23 protein-coding genes are annotated in these 20,901 nt (G+C 61.0%); 13 read left to right on the top strand and 10 right to left on the bottom strand.

The genetic code is table 11. From position 1 onward, the window contains the following. Positions 1–14 precede the first annotated feature (14 nt). Positions 15–1,010, top strand: a complete 996-nt coding sequence (locus BM403_RS29295; protein ID WP_012723658.1) for a LysR family transcriptional regulator — start codon at positions 15–17, stop codon at positions 1,008–1,010. Between the two features lie 181 nt (positions 1,011–1,191). Here BM403_RS29295 and BM403_RS29300 read toward each other — a convergent pair whose 3' ends face one another. Next, positions 1,192–2,058, bottom strand: coding sequence for a LysR family transcriptional regulator (locus tag BM403_RS29300; protein WP_093546600.1), 867 nt, complete (start codon positions 2,056–2,058; stop codon positions 1,192–1,194). Positions 2,059–2,151: 93 nt separating this feature from the next. Between BM403_RS29300 and BM403_RS29305 the strand changes: the two genes are divergently transcribed. The 4 genes from BM403_RS29305 to BM403_RS29320 are packed head-to-tail and all read left to right on the top strand — an operon-like array spanning position 2,152 to position 4,834. After that, on the top strand, positions 2,152–2,700 hold the full coding sequence (locus BM403_RS29305; protein ID WP_093546603.1) for a DUF4865 family protein: 549 nt from the start codon (positions 2,152–2,154) through the stop codon (positions 2,698–2,700). 47 nt (positions 2,701–2,747) lie between these two features. Then, positions 2,748–3,302 carry a histidine phosphatase family protein gene (locus tag BM403_RS29310; RefSeq protein WP_093546606.1) on the top strand — a complete coding sequence of 185 codons (555 nt, stop codon included), beginning with the start codon at positions 2,748–2,750 and terminating at the stop codon, positions 3,300–3,302. A gap of 45 nt (positions 3,303–3,347) precedes the next feature. Next, positions 3,348–4,103: a precorrin-6A synthase (deacetylating) gene (gene cobF, locus BM403_RS29315; RefSeq protein ID WP_012723662.1), complete on the top strand. Its 756-nt coding sequence runs from the start codon at positions 3,348–3,350 to the stop codon at positions 4,101–4,103. An 11-nt stretch (positions 4,104–4,114) separates the two neighbouring features. After that, positions 4,115–4,834 (top strand): alpha/beta hydrolase, encoded by a 720-nt coding sequence (locus BM403_RS29320; RefSeq protein WP_093546608.1) that lies wholly within the window; start codon positions 4,115–4,117, stop codon positions 4,832–4,834. Between the two features lie 64 nt (positions 4,835–4,898). Here BM403_RS29320 and BM403_RS29325 read toward each other — a convergent pair whose 3' ends face one another. Then, complete coding sequence (locus BM403_RS29325; RefSeq protein WP_012723664.1) at positions 4,899–5,453, bottom strand: DcrB/PsbP domain-containing protein; 555 nt, start codon at positions 5,451–5,453, stop codon at positions 4,899–4,901. Positions 5,454–5,525: 72 nt separating this feature from the next. Beyond that, a complete protein-coding gene (locus BM403_RS29330; protein ID WP_093546611.1) occupies positions 5,526–7,334 on the bottom strand; it encodes a monovalent cation:proton antiporter-2 (CPA2) family protein in 1,809 nt (602 codons plus the stop codon). A gap of 206 nt (positions 7,335–7,540) precedes the next feature. Here BM403_RS29330 and BM403_RS29335 point away from each other — a divergent pair, with 206 nt between their 5' ends. Further along, the gene (locus tag BM403_RS29335) at positions 7,541–7,906 is read left to right on the top strand and encodes a type II toxin-antitoxin system RelE/ParE family toxin (protein ID WP_012723666.1); all 366 of its coding nucleotides are present in this window, start codon (positions 7,541–7,543) and stop codon (positions 7,904–7,906) included. Then, positions 7,899–8,204, top strand: a complete 306-nt coding sequence (locus BM403_RS29340; protein WP_012723667.1) for an XRE family transcriptional regulator — start codon at positions 7,899–7,901, stop codon at positions 8,202–8,204. The genes BM403_RS29335 and BM403_RS29340 overlap by 8 nt, the downstream gene beginning before the upstream one ends. A gap of 45 nt (positions 8,205–8,249) precedes the next feature. Here BM403_RS29340 and BM403_RS29345 read toward each other — a convergent pair whose 3' ends face one another. The 4 genes from BM403_RS29345 to BM403_RS29360 all read right to left on the bottom strand — a co-directional run bounded on the left by BM403_RS29345 (position 8,250) and on the right by BM403_RS29360 (position 12,980). Then, a complete protein-coding gene (locus BM403_RS29345) occupies positions 8,250–9,152 on the bottom strand; it encodes an amino acid metabolite efflux pump (RefSeq protein WP_012723668.1) in 903 nt (300 codons plus the stop codon). Positions 9,153–9,205: 53 nt separating this feature from the next. Next, positions 9,206–11,110: an asparagine synthase (glutamine-hydrolyzing) gene (gene asnB, locus BM403_RS29350; protein ID WP_093546614.1), complete on the bottom strand. Its 1,905-nt coding sequence runs from the start codon at positions 11,108–11,110 to the stop codon at positions 9,206–9,208. A gap of 45 nt (positions 11,111–11,155) precedes the next feature. Next, a complete protein-coding gene (locus BM403_RS29355; protein ID WP_046036719.1) occupies positions 11,156–12,115 on the bottom strand; it encodes a diiron oxygenase in 960 nt (319 codons plus the stop codon). A 79-nt stretch (positions 12,116–12,194) separates the two neighbouring features. Continuing rightward, positions 12,195–12,980, bottom strand: coding sequence for a crotonase/enoyl-CoA hydratase family protein (locus tag BM403_RS29360; protein ID WP_043205189.1), 786 nt, complete (start codon positions 12,978–12,980; stop codon positions 12,195–12,197). A gap of 107 nt (positions 12,981–13,087) precedes the next feature. Here BM403_RS29360 and BM403_RS29365 point away from each other — a divergent pair, with 107 nt between their 5' ends. The 3 genes from BM403_RS29365 to BM403_RS29375 all read left to right on the top strand — a co-directional run bounded on the left by BM403_RS29365 (position 13,088) and on the right by BM403_RS29375 (position 17,096). After that, entirely contained in the window at positions 13,088–13,885 is a 798-nt protein-coding gene (locus BM403_RS29365; RefSeq protein ID WP_012723672.1) for an AraC family transcriptional regulator, read from the top strand. A 296-nt stretch (positions 13,886–14,181) separates the two neighbouring features. Next, positions 14,182–15,735, top strand: a complete 1,554-nt coding sequence (locus BM403_RS29370) for a DUF726 domain-containing protein (protein ID WP_093546616.1) — start codon at positions 14,182–14,184, stop codon at positions 15,733–15,735. A gap of 41 nt (positions 15,736–15,776) precedes the next feature. Next, positions 15,777–17,096 carry an Nramp family divalent metal transporter gene (locus tag BM403_RS29375; RefSeq protein WP_093546619.1) on the top strand — a complete coding sequence of 440 codons (1,320 nt, stop codon included), beginning with the start codon at positions 15,777–15,779 and terminating at the stop codon, positions 17,094–17,096. Positions 17,097–17,123: 27 nt separating this feature from the next. Here the strand turns inward: BM403_RS29375 and BM403_RS29380 are convergent, their stop codons facing one another. The 3 genes from BM403_RS29380 to BM403_RS29390 form a co-directional block, all read right to left on the bottom strand. Beyond that, positions 17,124–17,501, bottom strand: a complete 378-nt coding sequence (locus BM403_RS29380; RefSeq protein ID WP_012723675.1) for a type II toxin-antitoxin system VapC family toxin — start codon at positions 17,499–17,501, stop codon at positions 17,124–17,126. Beyond that, positions 17,498–17,857 carry a type II toxin-antitoxin system Phd/YefM family antitoxin gene (locus tag BM403_RS29385; RefSeq protein ID WP_256577242.1) on the bottom strand — a complete coding sequence of 120 codons (360 nt, stop codon included), beginning with the start codon at positions 17,855–17,857 and terminating at the stop codon, positions 17,498–17,500. The genes BM403_RS29380 and BM403_RS29385 overlap by 4 nt, the downstream gene beginning before the upstream one ends. 173 nt (positions 17,858–18,030) lie before the next feature. Then, on the bottom strand, positions 18,031–18,963 hold the full coding sequence (locus BM403_RS29390; protein WP_064054414.1) for a LysR family transcriptional regulator: 933 nt from the start codon (positions 18,961–18,963) through the stop codon (positions 18,031–18,033). A gap of 118 nt (positions 18,964–19,081) precedes the next feature. On the opposite strand from BM403_RS29390, the gene BM403_RS29395 reads away from it, so the two are divergent. The 3 genes from BM403_RS29395 to BM403_RS29405 all read left to right on the top strand — a co-directional run bounded on the left by BM403_RS29395 (position 19,082) and on the right by BM403_RS29405 (position 20,287). Continuing rightward, positions 19,082–19,570, top strand: coding sequence for a DMT family transporter (locus BM403_RS29395; RefSeq protein WP_043205192.1), 489 nt, complete (start codon positions 19,082–19,084; stop codon positions 19,568–19,570). A 4-nt stretch (positions 19,571–19,574) separates the two neighbouring features. Further along, positions 19,575–20,027 (top strand): DMT family transporter, encoded by a 453-nt coding sequence (locus tag BM403_RS29400; protein WP_012723679.1) that lies wholly within the window; start codon positions 19,575–19,577, stop codon positions 20,025–20,027. A gap of 89 nt (positions 20,028–20,116) precedes the next feature. Further along, positions 20,117–20,287 carry a metallothionein gene (locus BM403_RS29405; protein WP_012723680.1) on the top strand — a complete coding sequence of 57 codons (171 nt, stop codon included), beginning with the start codon at positions 20,117–20,119 and terminating at the stop codon, positions 20,285–20,287. The last annotated feature ends 614 nt before the right edge of the window (positions 20,288–20,901 follow it).

Below are 20,901 nucleotides of genomic sequence, written 5' to 3' on the forward strand. Positions count from 1 at the left end.
ACAAGGAGTCTCCCATGGCATTTCTAGAACCGTCTGCCCCCCAGGGGCCCGCCGCTTATCGCGCACCCGCCGAGGGGCGCAGCCGCTGGCTGGCCTTGGCCGATGAGATCGACCCGGAGGTGGCGCGCTACTTTCTGGTGAGTGCGCGCTGCGGGTGTTTCATGCAAGCGGCGCGCAGCTTGAATATCAAGGCGACGCTGCTGCGCAAGCGCCTGGCGCAGTTGGAAGAGCAGCTGCGGCATTCGCTGTTCAGCTACCAGGGCAATGGTTTGGTGCTCAGCCGCGACGGCCAGCAATTGCAGGCGCAGCTGATCGCCCTGGCCCATGAACGCCGCTTGCCGGTGACGGAGCAGCCATTGATTCGGCTGGCGGTGGCGGAGCCGATCCTGCATGACATCCTGGGTCGCGACCTGATCGCCTTGCTGCGCCGCAATGCCAGCGTGCGCCTGGAGATCATCTCCATCGACAGCCAGTTGTCCCTGCAAGCGGTGGATGTGGATGTGGTGCTGTGGTTGTCGGATGCCGACGGCCCGAGCCCCGGCCCGAGTTTTCCCACTGAACCGCCGCGAGCCCTGGCGCGCTTGCAGTATCTGCCGCATATCGCCAAGCGTTATTCGCGGTTGACGACACGCCCGGACAGTGTGGAAGACCTCGACGATTACATGCTGGTGCAATGGCAGCCCGATGCGCAGGTGGAGGCTTTGCAGGCCTGGAACCAGGTGGTGCAGCAACGCTTGGCGGCAGTGGTGCAGGTGCATGCGTATTCGCTGATGCTGGAGATGATTCGCTGCGGTGCGTGCATTGGGTTGCTGCCGCATTACATGAGCAGTTTTGACCGAGGCTTGGTGGCGTTGCCGGGGTTGTTGGAGGCGCGCATGCAGCGGCAGGTATGGTTGGCGGTGAATACGCAGGTGGAGGATGCTGAGGCGGTAAGGATGATCGTAGAATTGATCGTGGGCACGTTTGAAGGACGGCGCGAGTGGTTTGACTCCAACGCACCTACCTTGTAGTGAGCGGGCTTGCCCCGCGCTGGGTGGCGAAGCCGCCCCAATAAGGACAGCGCGGTTCTTCAGAAGGAATAGCGGCGCCTGGTTTAGGGCGGCTTCGCCACCCAGCGCGGGGCAAGCCCGCTCACTACGGTGTGCGGCGGGCCAGGCAAGGTGACAGAAAGGCAGGCGGGCCAATCTGAACTCAGCGTTGCAATGCACCCCGGAAGGTTGCGCTTAATGCGCGCAAGGTTTCCTTGGAGCGGCCATCGCTGATACGGCTGTAAAGCACCACTTCACTCACGGGGAGGGCGGGCAAGCCGTATTGCTCGCTCACGTCCACCGCGCCAGACGGTGCCACGCGGTGGGCGAGGGCGGCGACGCCGAGTCCGGCGCTGACGGCGGCGCCGACGGCCATGACGCCGCCGCCGACAAATACTTCGGTCCAGTCGATGCGCGCCGCGTCCAGTGCACGGGTCGCCAAGTGCCGCACGCCGCAGGGCGCGGCCATGGTCGCCATGCGCAGGGGCGTGCCGGGGCTGTGTTGCCAGGTGGGGGCGGCGAACCAGCCAAAACGTTCCACCGCCAATACTTCGCCGTCTTGGCGGTCGCCCTCGTTGCGCACGATCACGGCGTCCAGCTCGTTGCGATCGAAGGCGGCGACCAGCTCGCGGGAGGAGGCAATGCGCACTTCGAGGATCACTAACGGGTCGTAGGCGGCCAGGCGGCTGAGCCAGGTTGGCAAGTCGGGACCGGCCACGTGGTCGCTGATACCGATCACCAGGCGGCGGAGTGCGTGGCTGGCCATATCGCCCAAGGCGCGTTCATGGGCGTTGAGCAAGGCGCGGGCGGCGACGATGAAGTGTTCGCCTTGGGGCGACAGCCGCACATGCCGGGGCGTGCGTTCGAGCAAGCGATAGCCGAGGCGTTCTTCCAGGCGCTTGAGCTTGAGGCTGATCGCCGCCTGGGAGGTGTCGAGGGCTTCGGCGGCGCGGGTGAAACTGGCGAAATCGGCCACCCGTACGAAAGCCTGGACGGTGTCGATGTCCAGCGGTTTGAGCGCGTCAGTCATATTCAATCCTTATCGCACTTATATCGGCTGATATCTTGTTGAAATCATCGCGGCTGCGCAAGCTGAATCCTCATCTTGCACAGGAGTTCTCGCATGTTTGCCAAACAGTATTCACACCGTTTGCCTGCCGACTACGACATGGGCGTGATTCGCCGCCGCGCTGCGCAATTGGGGCCATTGTGGGATAACGCCGAGGGGTTGCTGTTCAAGGCGTTTATCGCCCAGGAGCGCGGCGGCAATGTGTATTCGTCGGTCTACTTGTGGGCCGATCCGTTGCAGGCCGCTGACTTTTTACTCGGCGAGCGTTTTCAGAAAGTGCTCGACAGCTTTGGTCGCCCACATATCGAGAGCTGGTTACCGCTGGATGTGCAGTGGGGGCCGGCGCAGGGCGCGTTGAGTTTGTATCGCGAGGCGTGGCCGCTGGAGCCCGGAGCGGACCGCGCCAGCCTATTGGCCGAGGAGAAACGGCGTAATCAGCAGGTGGCGGGGCGCAGTGACACGTTCGCGGTGTTCATGGCGCTGGATGTACAGGCTTGGCGGTTGGTTCGGTTTACGTTGTCGTCCGCAGCGCTCGACGAGGCGCGTCAAGGCACGGGTTACCACGTGCTCTACCTGGCACAAGGCGTTGCGCCCCAGCCATAACTGCGCCAGTCTTGAGGCCTTATCTTTTTGGTCTCAAGCACTCTGCAATGCACACCACTCGTTTGACGCTCATTTGCCACGCCGTCACGCCTCTGCAAAAACAGGGGCGTTTTCCTGATGACGAGGCGGTGGTGATGGATTGGCAAGGCTCGGCGTTGTCGCTGGCTGATCGCTATAAGAAAACCCGGCGCCTGTTATGTGGGCCCGAGGCCAGGACGCGGCAGACGGCAGGCTTGTTCGGCGATGACGGGGTGATCGAGTTCGCGTTGCGCGATGCTGATTTCGGGCAGTGGAAGGGCCAGGACATCGGCCAGTTGGACAGTGAGACGCTGAACACTTGGCTCACTGACGCCACGTGCGCGCCCCATGGGGGCGAGTCGGTCGAGCAGATCTGCTGGCGGGTGGGAGAGTGGATGAAAACCCTCGAATCCCAGCCCGGCCATGTCGTGGCCATCACTCATCCCTTTGTGATCCGTGCCGCGATGTGGCATGTCATGCAGTTTCCACTGTCGATGTTCTACCGGATCGACGTCGAACCGCTGTCCGCCACTGAGCTGCGTTTCAACAACCTCTGGCGCCTGCGCCTGGACACTCACGCCTAGGCGCCTGAACATGGCAAAATCCACGCCCCGCACTGAGAGCAACCCATGAAACGCATCCTGATCATCGGCATTGGCGCCGGCAACCCTGACTACATCACGATGCAGGCCGTGAAGGCGCTCAACCGCACCGACGTGTTTTTCCTGATGGACAAGGGCCAGAGCAAAGACAAGTTGATCGACCTGCGCCGCGAGATCTGCGAGACCTACATCACCGAACCGGGCTACCGCTTCGTCGAGGCCGATTGCCCCGAGCGTGTGCGCGGCGACATCGATTACACCACCGCCGTGCAGGACCTCAACCGCGACAAGCAGCAGACCTTCGAACGCATGATCAACGAAGAAATGGCTGACGGTGAAGTGGGCGCTTTCCTGGCTTGGGGCGACCCTGCGTTGTACGACAGCACCATTCGCATCCTGCAGGCGATCCTGGCCAGTGGCCGCTGCACCTTTGAGTTTGAAGTTATCCCCGGCATCACCAGCGTGCAGGCCCTGGCCGCCCAGCACAAAGTCCCGCTGAACCGCATCGGCAAGTCGGTCGAGATCACGACCGGGCGCCGTCTGGCGGCGGGGCAGGCCAGCGACGCCGACACCTTGGTGGTCATGCTCGACGCCGAAGACTCGTACCGTACGGTGGCGGCGCAGGATCTGGATATCTATTGGGGCGCCTACCTGGGCACCCCGGACGAGATACTGATCAGTGGCAAAGTGAGTGAAGTGGCTGAAGAAATCGAACGGGTGCGCAAGGCGGCGCGCCTGCAAAATGGCTGGATCATGGACACTTATCTGCTCCGCAAACCCTGAGGTAACGTCCCATGCTCAAATTGTTTGCCCTGGCGCTGACCCTGGTGGCCGGTGCCGCTCATGCCGACGATACGCTGCATACCGACTTGCCGTTGTCGTACCTGGAACAGACCCAGGGCGATGCGCGCAACCAGCCGCTGGTGATCTTCCTGCACGGGTTTGGCAGCAACGAGGAAGACTTGTTCGGCATCAAGGATGCGCTGCCGTCTACCTGGACTTACCTGTCGGCCCGTGCGCCGATGCCGGTGGACCCGCACGGCTATCGCTGGTTTACCAAGACGCCCGGTGACGGCGATTACGATGGGGAGACCGCCGACCTGCAGCGCAGCGCCACGTTGATCGAGGATTTTGTCGGCAAAGCCACCACCAAGTACCACACTCAACCTGACCGTGTGTTCCTGGTCGGCTTCAGCCAGGGCGCGATCATGTCCTACGAGGTGGGCTTGCGCCGGCCGGAGCTGGTGCGTGGGATTGCGGCGTTGAGTGGCAGCGTGTTGCCGGTGCTCAAGGCTGAGCTGAAGCCGGATGAGTCACTGGGTAAATTGGCGATCTTCATCGGCCACGGCACGTTGGACCAGGCGTTGCCCTTTACCTCGGCGACCCGGGCGAATGAGGTGTTGGCGGGGTTGGGGTTGAAGCCGGAGTTTCATGGTTATTCGGGAATGAACCATACCGTCAGTGCAGCGGAAGTGCAGGACCTCAAAGCCTGGCTGGAAAAAAGCCTGAATTAAACGCGGTCGAACACTGTGGGAGGGGGCTTGCTCCCACATTTGGACCGAGTTGTTGGGAAGACTGTTATTTCCCGCCGGTAATCAACTTCACCAGCGCCGCATGCCCCTTCGCATCATCCGCGCGCGAAATCGCCTGAATCACCAGCAAGTGATTGCCCGAACCGGCCAGGAACGTGGAGTTCAGCGTCTTGCCGCCGCCTTGGGTGGCGGTGCTGTCCACCTGGCGCAGGCCCAGGCCCTTGAAGGTCAGTTTCTTCTCGCCCTGTTTCTTGAAGTCAGGCAGCGCAGCGCCTTGGTCCTTGACGAAGCCGGCCACGGCGCCATCAAGGAATTTCGCGTCGTTATCCCCGATGGTTACCCCATCGTTGCGCACGGTTTCGGCGACGATCACCACACTTTTCGTGGTCTGGTTAGCGTACATCGTGCCTTGGGTATCGGCGGTGCCATCTTCGGCTTTGCCGGCGGGCAGGGTGTCGGCAGCGTAGGCCTTGGGCAGGTTGAAGGTGAACTTGCCGCCCAAGGTGGAGATGGTTTGCGTGGTTGGCTTAGCGGCGGCGAACACGCTGCCGGCGGTCAGCGCGAGGACCAGCAAGGCGGCGGTCTTGGTGAAAGTGGCCATGAAGCGCTCCAGGGATGAACGAAATTGCGGCGTATTCTGTCAGAATTTTCGCAAAATCGTTCATCCGAAGCCTCACACCTTGTCGGACTCTTCCTCAAGCCGATCCATTTCAAACAGCCTTGCCAATTCAGCCCGGGCTTCCTGGGCGGTTTGCATGACTTTGGCGGCGTCGTCGTAGACCGCGTGTTGCGCGGCCAGCACCTGCAAGTCATGGTTTTTGAAGCGGGTGATGCGCGCATCGGCCTGGGCCTGGCTCAACCCCAGGCCGACCAGGGTGCGGCGGCTCATTTCGAGGCTGGAGTAGAAGGTCTCGCGAATCGGCGAGGCATCCAGGTCGACCAGGCGGTGCACGTGCTGGCGGTTACGTGCGCGGGCGATGATCTTCATGTGCGGGTAGAGGTTGCGCACCAGCTCGGCGGTCTTGATGTTGATCTCCGGGTCGTCCATGGCGATCACAAAAAACTCCGCCTGGTCGACTTTGGCCGCGTGCAGGATCTCGGGGCGTTGCGGGTCACCGTAGAACACCGGCATGCCGCCGAAGCTGCGGGTCAGCTCGATGGTTTCCACCGAGGTGTCCAGCGCGATAAACGAGATGTTCTGCGCGCGCAGGATCCGCGCCACGATCTGGCCCATACGGCCCATCCCGGCGATCACCACACGCGGCGCGTCGCTTTCGATGGTGCGGTATTCCTCGGGCACTTCCACGGTCTTGACCTTGGGCTTGAACAGCTTCGGGCACACCAACAGCAGCAGCGGCGTCACCGCCATGGACAGGGTAATGGTCAGTACGAGCACATCGTAAAGGTGGGGGTCGAACAGGCCTTGGTCGCGGCCGATCTTGAACACCACAAAAGCAAACTCACCGCCCGCTGCCAGCACCACACCCAGGCGCAGGGCGCTCTCGCGATTGAGATCACCGACCATACGGCCCACCGCGTACAACAGCGGCAGCTTCAGGCCGATCAGCAGCAGCGTCAGCCCGATCACCACCAGCGGCGAACTGAGCAGCAGGCTGAGGTTGGCGCCCATGCCCACGCTGATAAAGAACAGGCCCAGCAGCAGGCCCTTGAACGGTTCGATCTGGGATTCCAGTTCGTGGCGGTATTCCGAATCCGCCAGCAGCAGGCCGGCGAGGAAGGCGCCTAGGGCCATGGACACGCCCACCAGCTCCATCAACCAGGCGGTACCGATCACCACCAGCAACGCCGTAGCGGTGGAGACTTCACGCAGGCCAGTCTTGGCGACGATGCGAAACACCGGCCGCAACAGGTAGCGACCGCCGATGATCACCACGGCGATGCTGCCGAGGATCTGCAACACATGCTGCAGGCCCTGGGCTTCGGTGGTCGGGTGATCGCTGCCGGCCAGCAGCGGCACCATGGCGATCAGCGGGATCGCAGCGATGTCCTGGAACAGCAAAATGGCAAACGCCAGGCGACCATGGGGTTGGTTCAGCTCTTTGCGCTCGGCCAGGCTTTGCAGGCCAAACGCGGTGGAGGAGAGCGCCAGGCCAAGGCCGAGCACGATGGCACTGTTCCACGACTGGCCAAACAGCCATAACGCGACAACACCCATCACCAGGCCCGTGAGCAGCACCTGGGCCAGGCCGACGCCGAATACCGCCTTGCGCATCACCCATAAACGCTTGGGCGACAGCTCCAACCCGATGATAAACAGCAGCAGCACCACGCCCAGCTCGGAGAACTGCGCGACACTTTGCGGGTTGCCGATCAACCCCAGCACCGACGGGCCGATGATCACACCGGCGAACAGATAGCCCAGCACCGCGCCCAGTTGCAGGCGTTTGGCCAGGGGCACGGTCAGCACGGCGGCGAGCAGGAACACCACGGCTGCTTGTAACAGGTTGCCTTCATGGGGCATTGCGAACTCCAGGATCTTTAAAACCAATCAACAGGCGGGTATTAGAGCGCTTTTTACAGGTCGATAATTGTGTTTTTGCAGCGCGTGCTGCTGTCAGGGCGGAAGGATGTACAAACAATTTCCCAAGGGCGGCGGGTGGCGGCTCGTCCAGTTTATCTACTACGTTTTATGCTCTTGAGTTTATATTCCTTGGATGGCATATTTGCATGGATTGGGACATTGAATACACGGATGAATTCGGAGACTGGTGGGCGGGTTTGGGGACAAAGGAGCAAGTGTCGGTATCCGCCAGCGTTGACCTGCTGGGGCTTTTCGGACCGGGCTTGGGCTTTCCCCACAGCAGCGATATCAAAGGTTCCCGGCACGGCAACCTGCGGGAACTGCGCCTACAACACGCGGGGCGCCCTTATCGGGTGCTGTACGCATTTGATCCACGGCGATGCGCGGTATTACTGATGGGTGGGGACAAGACCGGGCAGCACCGCTGGTATGACCAACACGTCCCGGTGGCAGAAAAGTTGTACGACGTACATTTGCAAACTTTGTGTAGAGAGGGCCGTAACCATGGCTAAGAAATTCGCCGAACTTCAAGCCCGCATGACGCCACAAGCGCGTGCTGAAGCCAAGCAGTTGTTCCAGCAACACCTGCAGCAAATGCCCCTGCATGAGCTGCGCAAAGCCCAACAGTTGAGCCAGCAAAGCCTGGCGAAGGCATTGAACATCAACCAGGCGGCCGTTTCCAAGATGGAGCGGCGTACCGACATGTACATCAGCACGTTGCGCGATTACATCCGTGCAATGGGCGGCGAACTGGAGATTATCGCGACCTTCCCCGATGGCCAGGTCAAGATCGACAATTTCGCGTATTGAAGGTTGGCAGTCGCCCGGCCATGCGCCGGGCTTTTTCGTGCGGGCTTACTTTTCCGCCTGCATCACCGCGCCTTGGCTGGTTGGAGCCAGGTTCGCCGGCCGGCGATACAACCCCACCGCCAACCCGGCGATGATGATGCCGATCGAGATCAGGTTAGGCGTGGAAATGCGCTCGTCGAGCATCAGCATGGAGCTGGTAATGCCGAATACCGGGATCAGCAACGACAGGGGCGCCACGGTGGACACCGGGTACAGCTTGAGCAGCGAGTTCCAGCCCCAGTACGCAAAGTGCGTGGCCAAATACACCTGGAACAGGATCGACAGGATCGCCGTCAGGTCGAGGCTGGCTTGCAAACCTTCGAACGCGGCGCTGCCGTGCATCAGCCAGGCCGTGAGGAACAGCGGAATCGGCGGGATCAGGCTGGCCCACACCATGAATGAGAAGATCTCTTTCACCCCGGACTTCTTGATGATCACATTGCCCACGCTCCAGGCCACCGCACTGAGGACGATCAGCATCACGCCCAGCACGGCATGGTTGCCTTGCTGGGTGGAAATGATCCCAGCGAGGCCGATCAAGGCCAATACCGCGCCGATCATCTGCGCGCCACGGATCTTCTCTTTGAACAGCACAAAGCCCCAGCCCATGGTGAAGAACACGCTGAGTTGAATGATCAATGAGGCAATACCAGGGCTCACACCCACCTGGATGCCGTAGTTGATCACGCCCCACATGCCCAACCCGAAGATAAAACCGTAGGCGGCCACGTAGCTGAATTTAACGGCAGGACGCTTGATAAAGAACACCAGCGGCAGGGCGGCGAGGGCAAAGCGGATACCCGTGAGCACAAACGGATCGATGGCGCGCAGGCCCAGTTTGGTGATGGGGAAATTGACCCCCCACACCAGGGTGACGAGCACGGCAAGTGACAAATGTTTTTTCAGCATGGACCCTCCTTGGGTCAGGCGGCACAGCGCAATTGCGATGTGCCGCCGGAAAGTCAGTTCAAGGCGAACCGTTTTTGCATCAGGCACAGCCCGGCGATTTCCATCAGCAGATTGTCTGCCGAGGCGCGTTGGGCGGGGGACAAGCTTGGCAGGGTTGCCAGCAAGGCGCGTACTTTACGTGGCTCGAAGAACGGCACGTTGCTCAGTGCCGGGCCGCTCAACACGTCGTTGATCATTTCATACAGCTTCGATTGCGGGCTCTCGGACGCCGGCGGCGCGCGGAAGTATTGCTTCTTGCGGTCCAGCACGGCCTGCGGCACATACGGGCGCATGGCTTCGCGCAGGGCGTATTTCTCGGTGGCGCCGCGCACTTTCATGTTCACCGGCAGGCGGCAGGCGGCCTCGATCACTTGGTGGTCGAGCAGCGGTGGGCGGCCTTCCAGGCTGCCGGCCATTTCCATGCGGTCGCCCAGGGAGGTCAGCACCACGTTGGGCAGGCTCGACTTGGCGACCATGTACAGCGAGCGGTTGACCGGTTCCCAGCCGTTCAGCGCCCGTGGGCTCAGACGGTCGTAGAACTCGCGATAGGCGTCGGTATTGCTGAAGCGCTCACGGAAGTCATCGCTGTACAACTGCGCCAGAGGCCCGAACAACGCTGATTGGGTTTGCAGCCAGGACACGCCGTGGCCCAGTTCGTCCTGCACCCATTTCACATCGTTCTTGCCGCCGGGCAGGTAGCGATCTTCGCTGGCGTGCAGGCGGCGGGCGAGCTCGGCGATTGCCGTCGGGTCTTGGTTTTTGTGGTTGTACAACACCATGTCGCGGCGATAGTGCGGGTAGCCACCGAAGACTTCGTCGGCGCCTTCACCGGTCAATACCGCGCGCATGCCCTGGTTCTGCACGTATTTGCACAGCAGGTACTTGGCCACGCTATGGGCGTTGGCGAAGGGCATCTCGGCGTGCCACAGAGCGTTTTCGAAGTTGTCCGCCATGTCGGCGGAGTTCACCGACAGCACATTGAGGTGGGCGCGGTTATGCCGGGCGGCAATTTCAGCGTACTGGCGTTCGTCGTAGGCCTGCTCGCCTTCGAAGGACAAGTGGAAGGCCTGCAGCGGCTGGCCGGTCAGTTCGGTGGCGATGCCCAGCATGGCCGAGGAGTCCAGGCCGCCGCTGAGGCACACACCCACCGGCACATCGGCGTGCAAACGCAGGCGCACGGATTCTTCGATGGTGTGGCGCAGCGAGTCGATCATCTCGGCTTCACTGCGTTGCTCGGTGGCCTGGGCGTCGGGGAAATCCCAGTCCCAATACTGTTCGGTTTGCAGGCCGCTTTCGTCAGCGATGATCCAGCAGCCGGGTTTGACGCTGCGAATGTTGTTGAACACGGTACGGTCGCGCAGGATAAAGCCCCGGTTGGCGTAGGCTTCGTGGTCCCACTCTGCGGGCACGCCGGCGGCGAGCAAGGCTTTGATTTCGGACGCGAAGTACCAGGCGCCTTCATGCTCGGTGTAGTACAGCGGCTTGACGCCCACTCGGTCACGCACGGCAAACAGCTTTTTGCGCAGGCGATCGAAGATCAGAATGGAGAACTCGCCGCGCAGTTGCTTGAGTCCGCGTACGCCGTGACGGCGGTACAGGTGCATGGCGATTTCGCTGTCGGACGAGGTCTTGAAGCGGCAACCGTAGCCCTCCAGCTCCGTACGAATGCGTTGATAGTCATAGAACTCGCCGTTGACCATCATCACCAGGTCGCCTTCATCGGCGACGATCGGCTGGGTGCCGTTACCCAGGCCGACCAGGCCCAGGCGCACATAACCGAAAGCGGCCTGGCCCTTGGGGTCGAACCACTGGCTGGAGCTGTCCGGGCCACGATGATGGATCGCACGCAGGGCGGCATCGAACAGGTTGGGGTTGAACGCACGAGGTTGTTTGGCAAAGACGCCAATGTATCCACACATGACAATTACTCTATTGAATTTGTAGTGATCAGCGACACGCTGGGTTCAAACGGTGATGACCGGTTCGTTCATCCCATGCAGCTCAGGCAGCACCGCTTCGGGGCGTATACCGATGGAACTGAGGATCTCGGGCATGGCCGAGTAGTCTGCTTCGCCGGTCTCGGTGAATTGAGTCGGCAACAGCAGTGAGCGATCACCGAACACTTCAAGCAGCTGCGGCAGGATGATTCGCCACGCCGAAATCTCGCGCATCGGGAAGATCCGGATGGAGTTGGCGATGCCGCGGGTGAACAGCGTGGTTTGCTGCGGGGTAAAGTCACCCACCACCTGCTGCACGAACAGCGGGAAGATGTGTTTGTGCACCAGCTCGTCTTTTTTGTGCAGGGCCACCACGTGACGAAACACCGGCTGGATGTCCGGCGCGTCACTGAGGTCGGCCAGGTAGTCGCTGATAAAAGTTTCCGAGACCAGCGAGAACGCCAGGCGGTAGATTTTGAAGTCCGCCTCGGACATCGTGGCCTGGGCCTGGCTGAGGTGGCGGGTCAGCTCCAGCTCCGGCCATTTAATGCGCATGCCGCGCTGGGTAATCGCCAGCTCACACATGTTGATCGAGAACAGTGTGTGGTAGGCCTCATCCGCCAGGGTTTCGGAAATCGTCGCGGCGCTGGCCGAGCTCAGGCGCGAGCCCAGCTGCAGCAGGTCGATGCAGGACGGGCAGATGATTTCGGTTTCGATGGCGATGGTTTTCTGGTTGTAGATCACCCAGCCGGCCGACAGGATCAGCAACTTCAGGGCATGGGGGTAGTGTTGGTAGTGCGGGTCATGGGCGAAAGGTAACAGGGCCTCGAGAAAGTCCGGCGCTTGCAGGTCAAGCTGGATATCCGGGCGTTGGGAGTCGAGCTTGATCTGTGCGCGTTTGTGCCAGCTGCGTTCGATTTTGATCAATCGTTCATCGGTCGCGTCATTGCTGCGATAAAGATCGTCTTGAGTGCTGTGCTGAAACATGGTTTCACCGGTTGATAGTGAGTTGTGAAGGCCATCCATGGTTTGCCGAGGTGCGCTCGGCAACGTTCACGACCGGGAGTTACACCGCTGGCGCGGTCTGGATCTTGTCCTTCTTGCGATCCAGGAAATCCGCCAGGCGATCCTGTGTGCGGGTGTCGGAAGACACCACGGCGGCAATCAAGGCTTCCGTCATCAGCCCGTCCTGCTGGCTTTGATCAACAATGCGTGGCAACACATGGGTCACCGCGTAATTGGTCATGGGCAGGTTGCCGGCGATCTTGTGCGCCAATTCGGTGGCCTTGAGCACCGCCTGGCCGACCGGCACCAGGTACTGGGCCACGCCGCGCTCGTAGCTTTCCTTGGCGTAGAGCGTGCGGCCGGTGAGCATCATGTCGGTCATCAGGGCAATGCCGGCGATGCGTGGGAAGCGCACCGAGGCGCCGACGCCGACATACAGGCCGCGCATCGCTTCGGGCAGCGAGAAGAAGGCGCTGTCATCGACCACGCGCAGGCTGCAGGCGGTGGCAATCTCCAGGCCGCCACCGATGGCGGCACCGGTAATGGCGGCTACCACGGGCACCTTGCCGAACTGGATCAGTTCGAAGGTCTTGTGCCATTCGCGAAAGGCCTGGACGTTATCGATCACCGACTGGTCGCGGATTTCCGACAGGTCCAACCCCGTGCAGAAATGCTGGCTGGTGCTGTAGAGCACCGCAGCACCAATGCCTTCTGGGATGTGGGTGAAGGTCTCGCGCAGTTCGTGCATGACTTCCAGCGACATGGCGTTGCGCTTCTGCGGGCGGTTGAGTCCCACCATCAAAACAGCGCCGTCCACGCGTACGTCCAAGTAGTTTTTGACAGTCATTTTCCGAATATCCCTTCGATATGAACCCAACTTGGGGAGCGATGATTCTAGGTGGCGGTGTGATGGCCCGCTTGCTATGTCAGGTCATACTTTGACAAAATCGGGCCATGCCGCCGACCTTCACCTTTTCGCCTTACAAACCGGACAGCCCCGAAGCGGTGGTGACATTGCGCGAGTACCCGTCCGGCACAGTATTTCCACGCCACACTCACCGACGCGGGCAGTTCGCCTACGCCTCCACAGGCGCGTTGAAAATGTTCACCGACCTGGGTAATTGGGTCGTGCCACCCCAGCGGGCGATCTGGGTGCCGGGTGGGGTGTCGCATGAGATGCACATGCGCGGCGACGTGGTGATGCTCAACACCTACTTGGACGACGCCGCCGCCCGGCGCGCCGGGTTGCAGGACTATTGCCAGGTGTTTGGCGTCTCGCCGCTGCTGCGTCATCTATTGGAAGCGGCGCTGGCGATTGGGCCTTCTGCCTCGCCCAGCGTGCGTGATTGTTGTGTGCTGACCCTGCTGATCGATGAAATCGGCACGATGCCCGAGTTGCCGTTGAGTGCGCCGCTGCCTTCGGAATCGCGCCTGGCCCGTTCTTGTCAGCGCTTCCTTGACGCGCCCACGCAGAAAATCTCGATTGGCGAGATGGCCGATTGGTCGAGCATGAGCCGGCGTACCTTCACGCGTAATTTTCGTGAATGCACGGGCATGACCTTTGTGTCGTGGCGCCAACAGGTCTGCCTGCTGGAGGCCACTGCACGGCTCAGCCATGGCTCGTCCATCACCGATGTGGCCTTCGAGCTGGGGTTCAGCAGCTCCAGTGCGTTCACCTCGGTGTTTCGCCGTAACCTGGGGGATTCACCGGCGCGTTACCTGGCCAAGTCCAAGGCCGCTTCCATCTTCTGAAAGGAAGAGGGGGCCAACGTGGTGAATGCCAGTCAGTTAAGAAGCAGCAAGAGCGAAAAGTAACCCGTGGCGAGGGAGCTTGCTCCCGCTGGACTGCGTAGCAGTCCCAGTCTTTTGAAACAAAGCGCTGGGGCCGCTTCGCGACCCAGCGGGAGCAAGCTCCCTCGCCACAGGTACTGTGTGCATCCTTAACTGACTGGCATTAGCCAACGTGGTGCCTTTTCCCCCAGCGGTACCGCGCTGAGCCGCGCCCTTTGTTACTATCGTCGTCCCTTGTCACCAGGAGTCACCGCCCCATGCAGCACCAGTGGGATGAAATGCACCGCACCCGCAAGCCCACGTTCCTACTGTGCGGCGAGCCTCAGGGCGATGTGCTCAATCTCTATGTTCACGGTTATTCGGCGTTCTTCAACCGGCAACAACTGGGCAGCTTCAAGGCGCAGTTGGCGGGCATCGAAGGCTCGACCAACCTGATGCTGTTCTGGCCGGCGGGGCATTTCCTGGAAAACCTGTTTGCGCCCTTCAAGGACGTCATGGGCGCGATGCTCGGCGGTGGTAGCCTGGGCGCGGCGACCGTCGGCGTGGGCAAGGCGATTGCCTATTTTCTCGACCACTACAAAAGCGTCGAGGCGCGGGTGGACGAAGTCGCGAGGAGCCTGCTGCCTGAACTGGCTAACTACCTGCACGGCGAGTCCCTGGCAGTCCGGCGTATCAATCTGATCGGCCATTCCCTTGGCGCGCGCATTCTGGTCAAGAGCCTGCTGGCCAACCCTGAGGCCGCCCGCGAGCTGCCATTGGACAATCTGTTGCTGATGGGCGGGGCGATCTGCACATCGAGCCCGTGGGACGACGTCTCGGCGCCGCTTAAAGGGCGTGTGATCAATTGCCACTCCAGCAAAGACTGGGCCTTGGCGCTGAAACCGGACACTGAACGTTGCATCGGCCGCTATGCGATCCCGGTGACGCCGGCGCTCAAAGCCAAGGTCACCAACGTGCACTTGGCGACGTTCGATCACGCCGCCTATTGGCCGCAGTTGCAGACGGTGGTGCAGTACACCGACCTGCTGCACGAGCGACGCGGCATGATCCGTTCCGACCAGCGCAGCCCTGAGGTACGGTTTGCCGAAGAGGACGCGGAGCTGTTCCCGGCGCTGGTGCAGGCGCGGCCCGAAGAGTTGAAGTTCCTCGCCGAACTGATGGCGCAAAAACGCAGTGCATCTATAGACGGCAATGTTCGTGAGCCGCTCAAGCTGGCCATCGAGTTGCAGCGCATGGGCGGTGACAGCTTCATGAACATGGCCCGCGGGCACGGCGTGAGTTATCGCCAGATCGCCGAAGATGTGGTGCAACGGCTGGGTATCAAGTTCGACGAGTCTCTGGATACCGTCGAGTTGGCCGCGCTCGAGGCCCAGGTCGCCGAGAAGCTCATTGAGCAGTACAAAGACAAACTCAGCAACGCTGACCGCCAGGTGTTCGACGCGGAACTCAAGGCCGCCGCGCAGAAGGAGCAGGGGTTGTTCAGCCGGTTCGATGTCGGCCGATCGGCCACCACCGCGTTGAGCGGCACGGCGCTGGCGGGGCTGACCGGGTTTATCCTGCGTCGTGGTGCGGCCACGGCTATTCCTGTGGTCGGCCAGGCCCTGGCTGCGGCGATGCTGCTGGTGAGCGGGGTGCGTGCGTTTTCCGGCCCGGCGTATTCGATCACCACCCTGGCGGTGCTGGTGATTGGTGTGATTCGCCAGCGCATGGAGCGTGAAGCGCTGAACCAGGAGATGGACCTGGTGGTGCAAGTGGTAGAGACGTTCGACCTGCCACGGGAGACGGTGATGCGCACGGTCGCGTCCGACTGATAAGCTGCGTCTCTATCGAGTGTGTTTGCCTGGGATACCGTGTGAAATTCAGCCTGCCAAAAATCGCTACCGCCCCGTTTTGCCCGCCGGAAGTGGCCGGCTCCGTTGCCGTTGACCCCAGGGCTTCGTTCTTCAAGCGCGTGCTGATGTTCGCCGGCCCGGGCCTGCTGATTTCCATTGGTTACATGGACCCCGGCAACTGGGCCACGGCCATCGAAGCCGGCTCGCGCTACGGTTACAGCCTGTTGTTCGTGGTGCTGCTGGCCAGCCTGGCGGGGATGGCGGTGCAGTGCCTGTGCTCGCGGTTGGGCATCGCCACCGGCAAAGACCTGGCGCAACTGTGTCGCGAGCGCTATAGCAAGCGCTCCGCACGCACCCAATGGGTGCTCGCGGAAATCTCCATCATTGCCACCGACCTTGCCGAAGTGCTCGGCTGTGCGCTGGCTTTTCACCTGCTGCTGGGGGTGTCGCTGACCACCGGCATTGTCATCACTGCCTTCGATACCTTACTGATCCTTGCCCTGCAAAATCGCGGTTTCCGCCGCCTGGAAGCGATCATGCTGGCGCTGGTGGCGACCATCGGCGTGTGCTTCTTTATCGAGTTGGTATTGATCAAACCTTACTGGCCGGACGTGTTCAGCGGTTTCACCCCATCGCTGTCGGCCATCAGCGATGCTGCGCCCCTGTACCTGGCCATCGGTATTCTCGGGGCTACGGTAATGCCGCATAACCTCTACCTGCACAGCTCCATCGTGCAAACTCGCCTGATCGGCAAGGACCTAGCCAGCAAGCAGGACGCGGTCAAGCTGGCGCGCATCGACACCATCGGTTCACTCGCCCTGGCCCTGCTGGTCAACGCCGCGATCCTGGTGCTCGCCGCTGCCGCCTTCCATAAGACTGGCCACACCGATGTGGTCGAAATCCAGGACGCCTACCACCTGCTCGACCCCCTGGTGGGCGGCGCGTTCGCCAGCATCCTGTTCGGCATCGCCTTGCTGGCGTCCGGGCAAAGCTCAACCTTCACCGGCACCATCGCCGGGCAGGTGATCATGGAGGGCTACCTCAACCTGCGCATTCCCTGCTGGCAGCGGCGCCTGATCACCCGTGGGCTGGCGCTGATCCCGGCGTTCCTGGGGGTATGGCTGATGGGCGACGATGCCATCGGCAAGCTGCTGATCCTCAGCCAGGTGGTGCTCAGCCTGCAGTTGCCGTTCGCGCTGTATCCATTGATCCGCATGACCGGCGATAAACAGTTGATGGGGCCGTTCGTGAATCGGTTGCCGACACGGTTGTTGGCGTGGTTCCTGTTTGCGGTGATCAGTGGGGCGAATGCCTGGCTGATTGGCCAGTGGGTGTTCTGATCGAAGCGGTGCAGCCATTGAAATGATCTAAACCAGGATCGCCAAGGACGTGTATTGGGCGACTTGCGGATCGGCCGTCAACAGCTTCATCGGTTCGCTCATGGCTGTTGCCACGATGAGCCGATCAAAAGGATCTTTGTGATGATGCTCAAGATCCTTAACCGCGATGGCATGTTCTGAAGTGACGGGCAGTTCGACGAATCCGCTTTCGAGGCAGTACTCACGGATTTCCTCCAGATCTACAGTGAGTTTCCCCAGGCCGACCTTGATTGCCATCTCCCAGAATGTTGCAGCGCTGATGTAAATCTCTGCTGCATTCTCAATCAGCTTCCTGGCTTTGCTGGACAGCTTCGGGTCTTCAGTCAGCGCCCATAGCAGGATATGGGTATCCAACAACACTCTCATGGACGGCTGCCTTCAAAGGCATCCAGTAGATCGTCAGGCAACGCTGCATCGAAGTCTTCGGGAATGACGAGCTTACCTTTCATAGCTCCGATTCGCCGACCCTTGGATTTCCCGAGGGGCACAAGCTGTGCCATCGCACGTCCATGCTTGGCAATGGTAATGACCTTGCCCGCGGCGGCCTCATCAACCAATTTCGACAGATTATTTTTAGCTTCACCCAGAGGAACGGTAATCATGTGGTTGCCCCCATATTTTGGCCAAATATAGCCAAAACTAGGTGCGCTATCAAAGACGGCACGACCGCCGGTTGAAGCGACTCGCTCATGGCGCGATATTTTCTGGTACGTGACTTCCATGGCAGATATCTCATGGCAGATCTCTCAAAAAGATGCCCTCAAAGTCTGCCGCAACATACCAAGGCGAGAAATACTGGCCCAAAAATTCAGAACGGACCTACCTATTGCTGTAGGGGGATTTACTTCGTAGCTGGGTTCTTTTCGACAGCTTGGTTCTCCTCGACCCTTACAGGTCACCGATCCCAATACGGCACCCCCCCAAAGCATTCCACAAAGTAATCAATCACCGTCCGCACTTTCAGCGACAAGCGCCGGCTGCCCGGCCACAGTGCCGCAATCTGCTGCGGCTCCAGGGTAGTCGCCACTTCATACTCCGTCAGCACCGCCTGCAACGTGCCCGCCCGCAAGCCTTCGCCGATCAACCAGGAAGGAAACACCACCAGCCCCAGCCCTTGTTCGGCGGCGTGGGTCAGGGTGTCGGCGTGGTTACCGGTGATTGGGCCCTTGACGCTATAAGGCGTCCACTCAGCCTGACCCTTGCGGAAGAACCAGCGTTGCTGGCCGGTGATGCCTTTGTAGGCCAGGCACTGGTGGTTGATGAGTTCGTCAGGGTGTTGGGGCGTGCCGTGCCGGGCCAGGTAGGCGGGGCTGGCGGCGAGGCGAAAGCGCTGGGGCGCGAAGATGCGTGCCTGCATGCTGGAGTCGTTGAGCACGCCGATACGGAACAGGAGGTCGGTGCCATCTTGCAGTGGGTCGACGTAGGTGTCGGTTTGCTGGATATCCAGTTGCAGCTTGGGGTAGCGCCGGCACAATTCGCCCAGCCAAGGGGAAATGTGGCGCTGGCCGAAGACCATCGGCGCATTGATGCGCACCAGTCCGCTGGGTTCGCTTTCCTGTTCCTGCAGGGCCTGGCCGGCGGCTTCCAGTTGTTCCAGCATCAACCTCGCATGCCGCCCGAGCAGGCGCCCGGCCTCGGTGGGGCTGACCGCACGGGTGTGGCGATACAGTAACTGTTGGCCGAGCGCCTGTTCCATCAACTGTATTTGCCGGGAAATGGAGGAGGGCGCCAGGCCCTCGCGGCGTGCTACTTCGGAGAAGCTGCCAAAGTCCAGCACGGCGACAAACAGGCGCAGCGCCTTGAAACTCAATTCATTCAAGCCTTGCATCACGTCTCCAAGCTGTGCGTTTTACGCAAAGGTGTTGTCGGCATGCTCCCATTTATCGCACAGGACGGCCACTGGATAATGCGCGCCATCCAATCCTTTGTTGATGTGCAGGTGATGTATGCAAGCAAGTTCTCTCGAAGGCGTGGCGCACGCCAAGCCGAAAAAAAATGGCCTGCGGCTGCTGTTATTGCCGCTGGTGATCCTGGCCGGCATGGGCCTGTCGGTGGAGGCGGGTTTGCTGGGGCCTTTGGGTGTGCAGGTGGGGCATTTGTGGGCGACGTTGAGCATCTTCGGTGTCGGTTCGGCGATCCTGTTTTTGCTGCTGCTGTTCAGCGGCCCGCAAAAGGGCCCGGCGCTGTCCGAGCTGCCGCGCTGGCAGTTGATCGGCGGCTTCCTGGGGCCGATCTACGTGGTGGTGCTGACGCTGGCCACGCCGCATATCGGTATCGCGATGACCATGATCGCGATTTTGTCCGGGCAGGTTGGCAAGAGCGTGCTCATCGACCATTTCGGCTGGTTTGGCGCGGCGCGCAAGCGGGTCAATAGCGAGCGCTGGATTGCCCTGGCGCTGATTGTGGTGGCACTTGTTCTGATTGCACGAGGTTAAGGCGATGAATCTGATTCTGTTACTGGTCGTGGTGGTTGCCGCAGGGGCGGTGTTGAGTGTGCAGGCCGCCATCAATGGGCGCCTGGGCCAAACGGTAGGTGTACTGCGTGGCAGCCTGGTGACCTTCGTGGTGGGCGCGATTGTCACCGCGTTGCTGATTCTGTTCTTTGAGCCCGCCCAGGCGGTGAGCCTGCTGGACGTGCCGAAATGGCAACTCACCGGCGCACTGTTCGGCGTGGTCTACATGATGGTGATGGTCGGCGCAGTGCCGGTGGTCGGTACGGCTGTTGCCACGGTCGCGGTCATCGTCGGTCAATTGGGCATGGGCATGCTGATCGACAACTTCGGCTGGCTGGGCAACCCGGCCATCGAACTGTCGGGCAGCCGGATCGTGGCAATGGCGTGTTTGGCGCTGGCGCTGGTGTTCATGTACCGCAGCAATACCCGCACCGACTGATGGTTTGAACCATCGACGACGGGCCGCAGTCACTGCTTAAGGTGTCGGCGCCCGCCGCACCGGGACGACCATGAAGAAGGAGTCTGACCATGCCAGATGAGACCTGTGCCTGCCCACACTGCAAGTGTGTGCTGGGTGTTGACGCGGTAATGAAGGACGGTAAAGGCTATTGCTGCCAGGGCTGTGCCGAGCACCATGCCCATGGTGAACCGTGTTCGGCGGCCACCGGTTGCGAGTGCGCCAAGTCGGCCAAGGGCTGAACGCAGTCAAAATGTGGGGCTGGCTTGCCGGCGATGGCGGTGAGTCAGTCACCTTGGATCATCGATTGACACCCCCTCATCGCAGCAGAGGTATCTACACAGCACTCTAACAACCACCCTAACCACGATGCGAAGCGAGCCGCTCTTGATCTTGATCTAGCTTTTGATCTCAGGCGCCCCGTCAAACACGCTGGCCGTAATTCGACAGGGATTTGGGGGTAAACCGGCAGGGATGCCGGTTTAGCCGCCCCGCGCCATGGATGGCGCGTGGCGGCGGCCCCCCAAATTCCTGTCGGATTACGGGCACACCGAGCGTGAGCGAGGTGCCGAGTGTTGGGGCAAGAGCGTTTTGCTTACTTTTGCGCTCTTCAAAAGTGAGCCGCCGTAAGGGCGGAACCCATAGCAGCCGTTACCTAAATAACGGATATGTACCCGGTCTGATCCAACATCCAGGCCAGCTGTCAGGCCGCCAGCGGGAGCAAGCTCCCTCGCCACAGGTCCTGCGCCATACCCAGAGTGGTGTAGATACCGATGCCCGATGGCGCTGAATCAGTCACCTGATGAATCGACTGACACACCGCTATCGGGGGCAAGCCCCCTCCCACATTTGGATC

The organism is Pseudomonas sp. OV546 (assembly GCF_900116845.1).
Lineage (GTDB): Bacteria > Pseudomonadota > Gammaproteobacteria > Pseudomonadales > Pseudomonadaceae > Aquipseudomonas > Aquipseudomonas petroselini.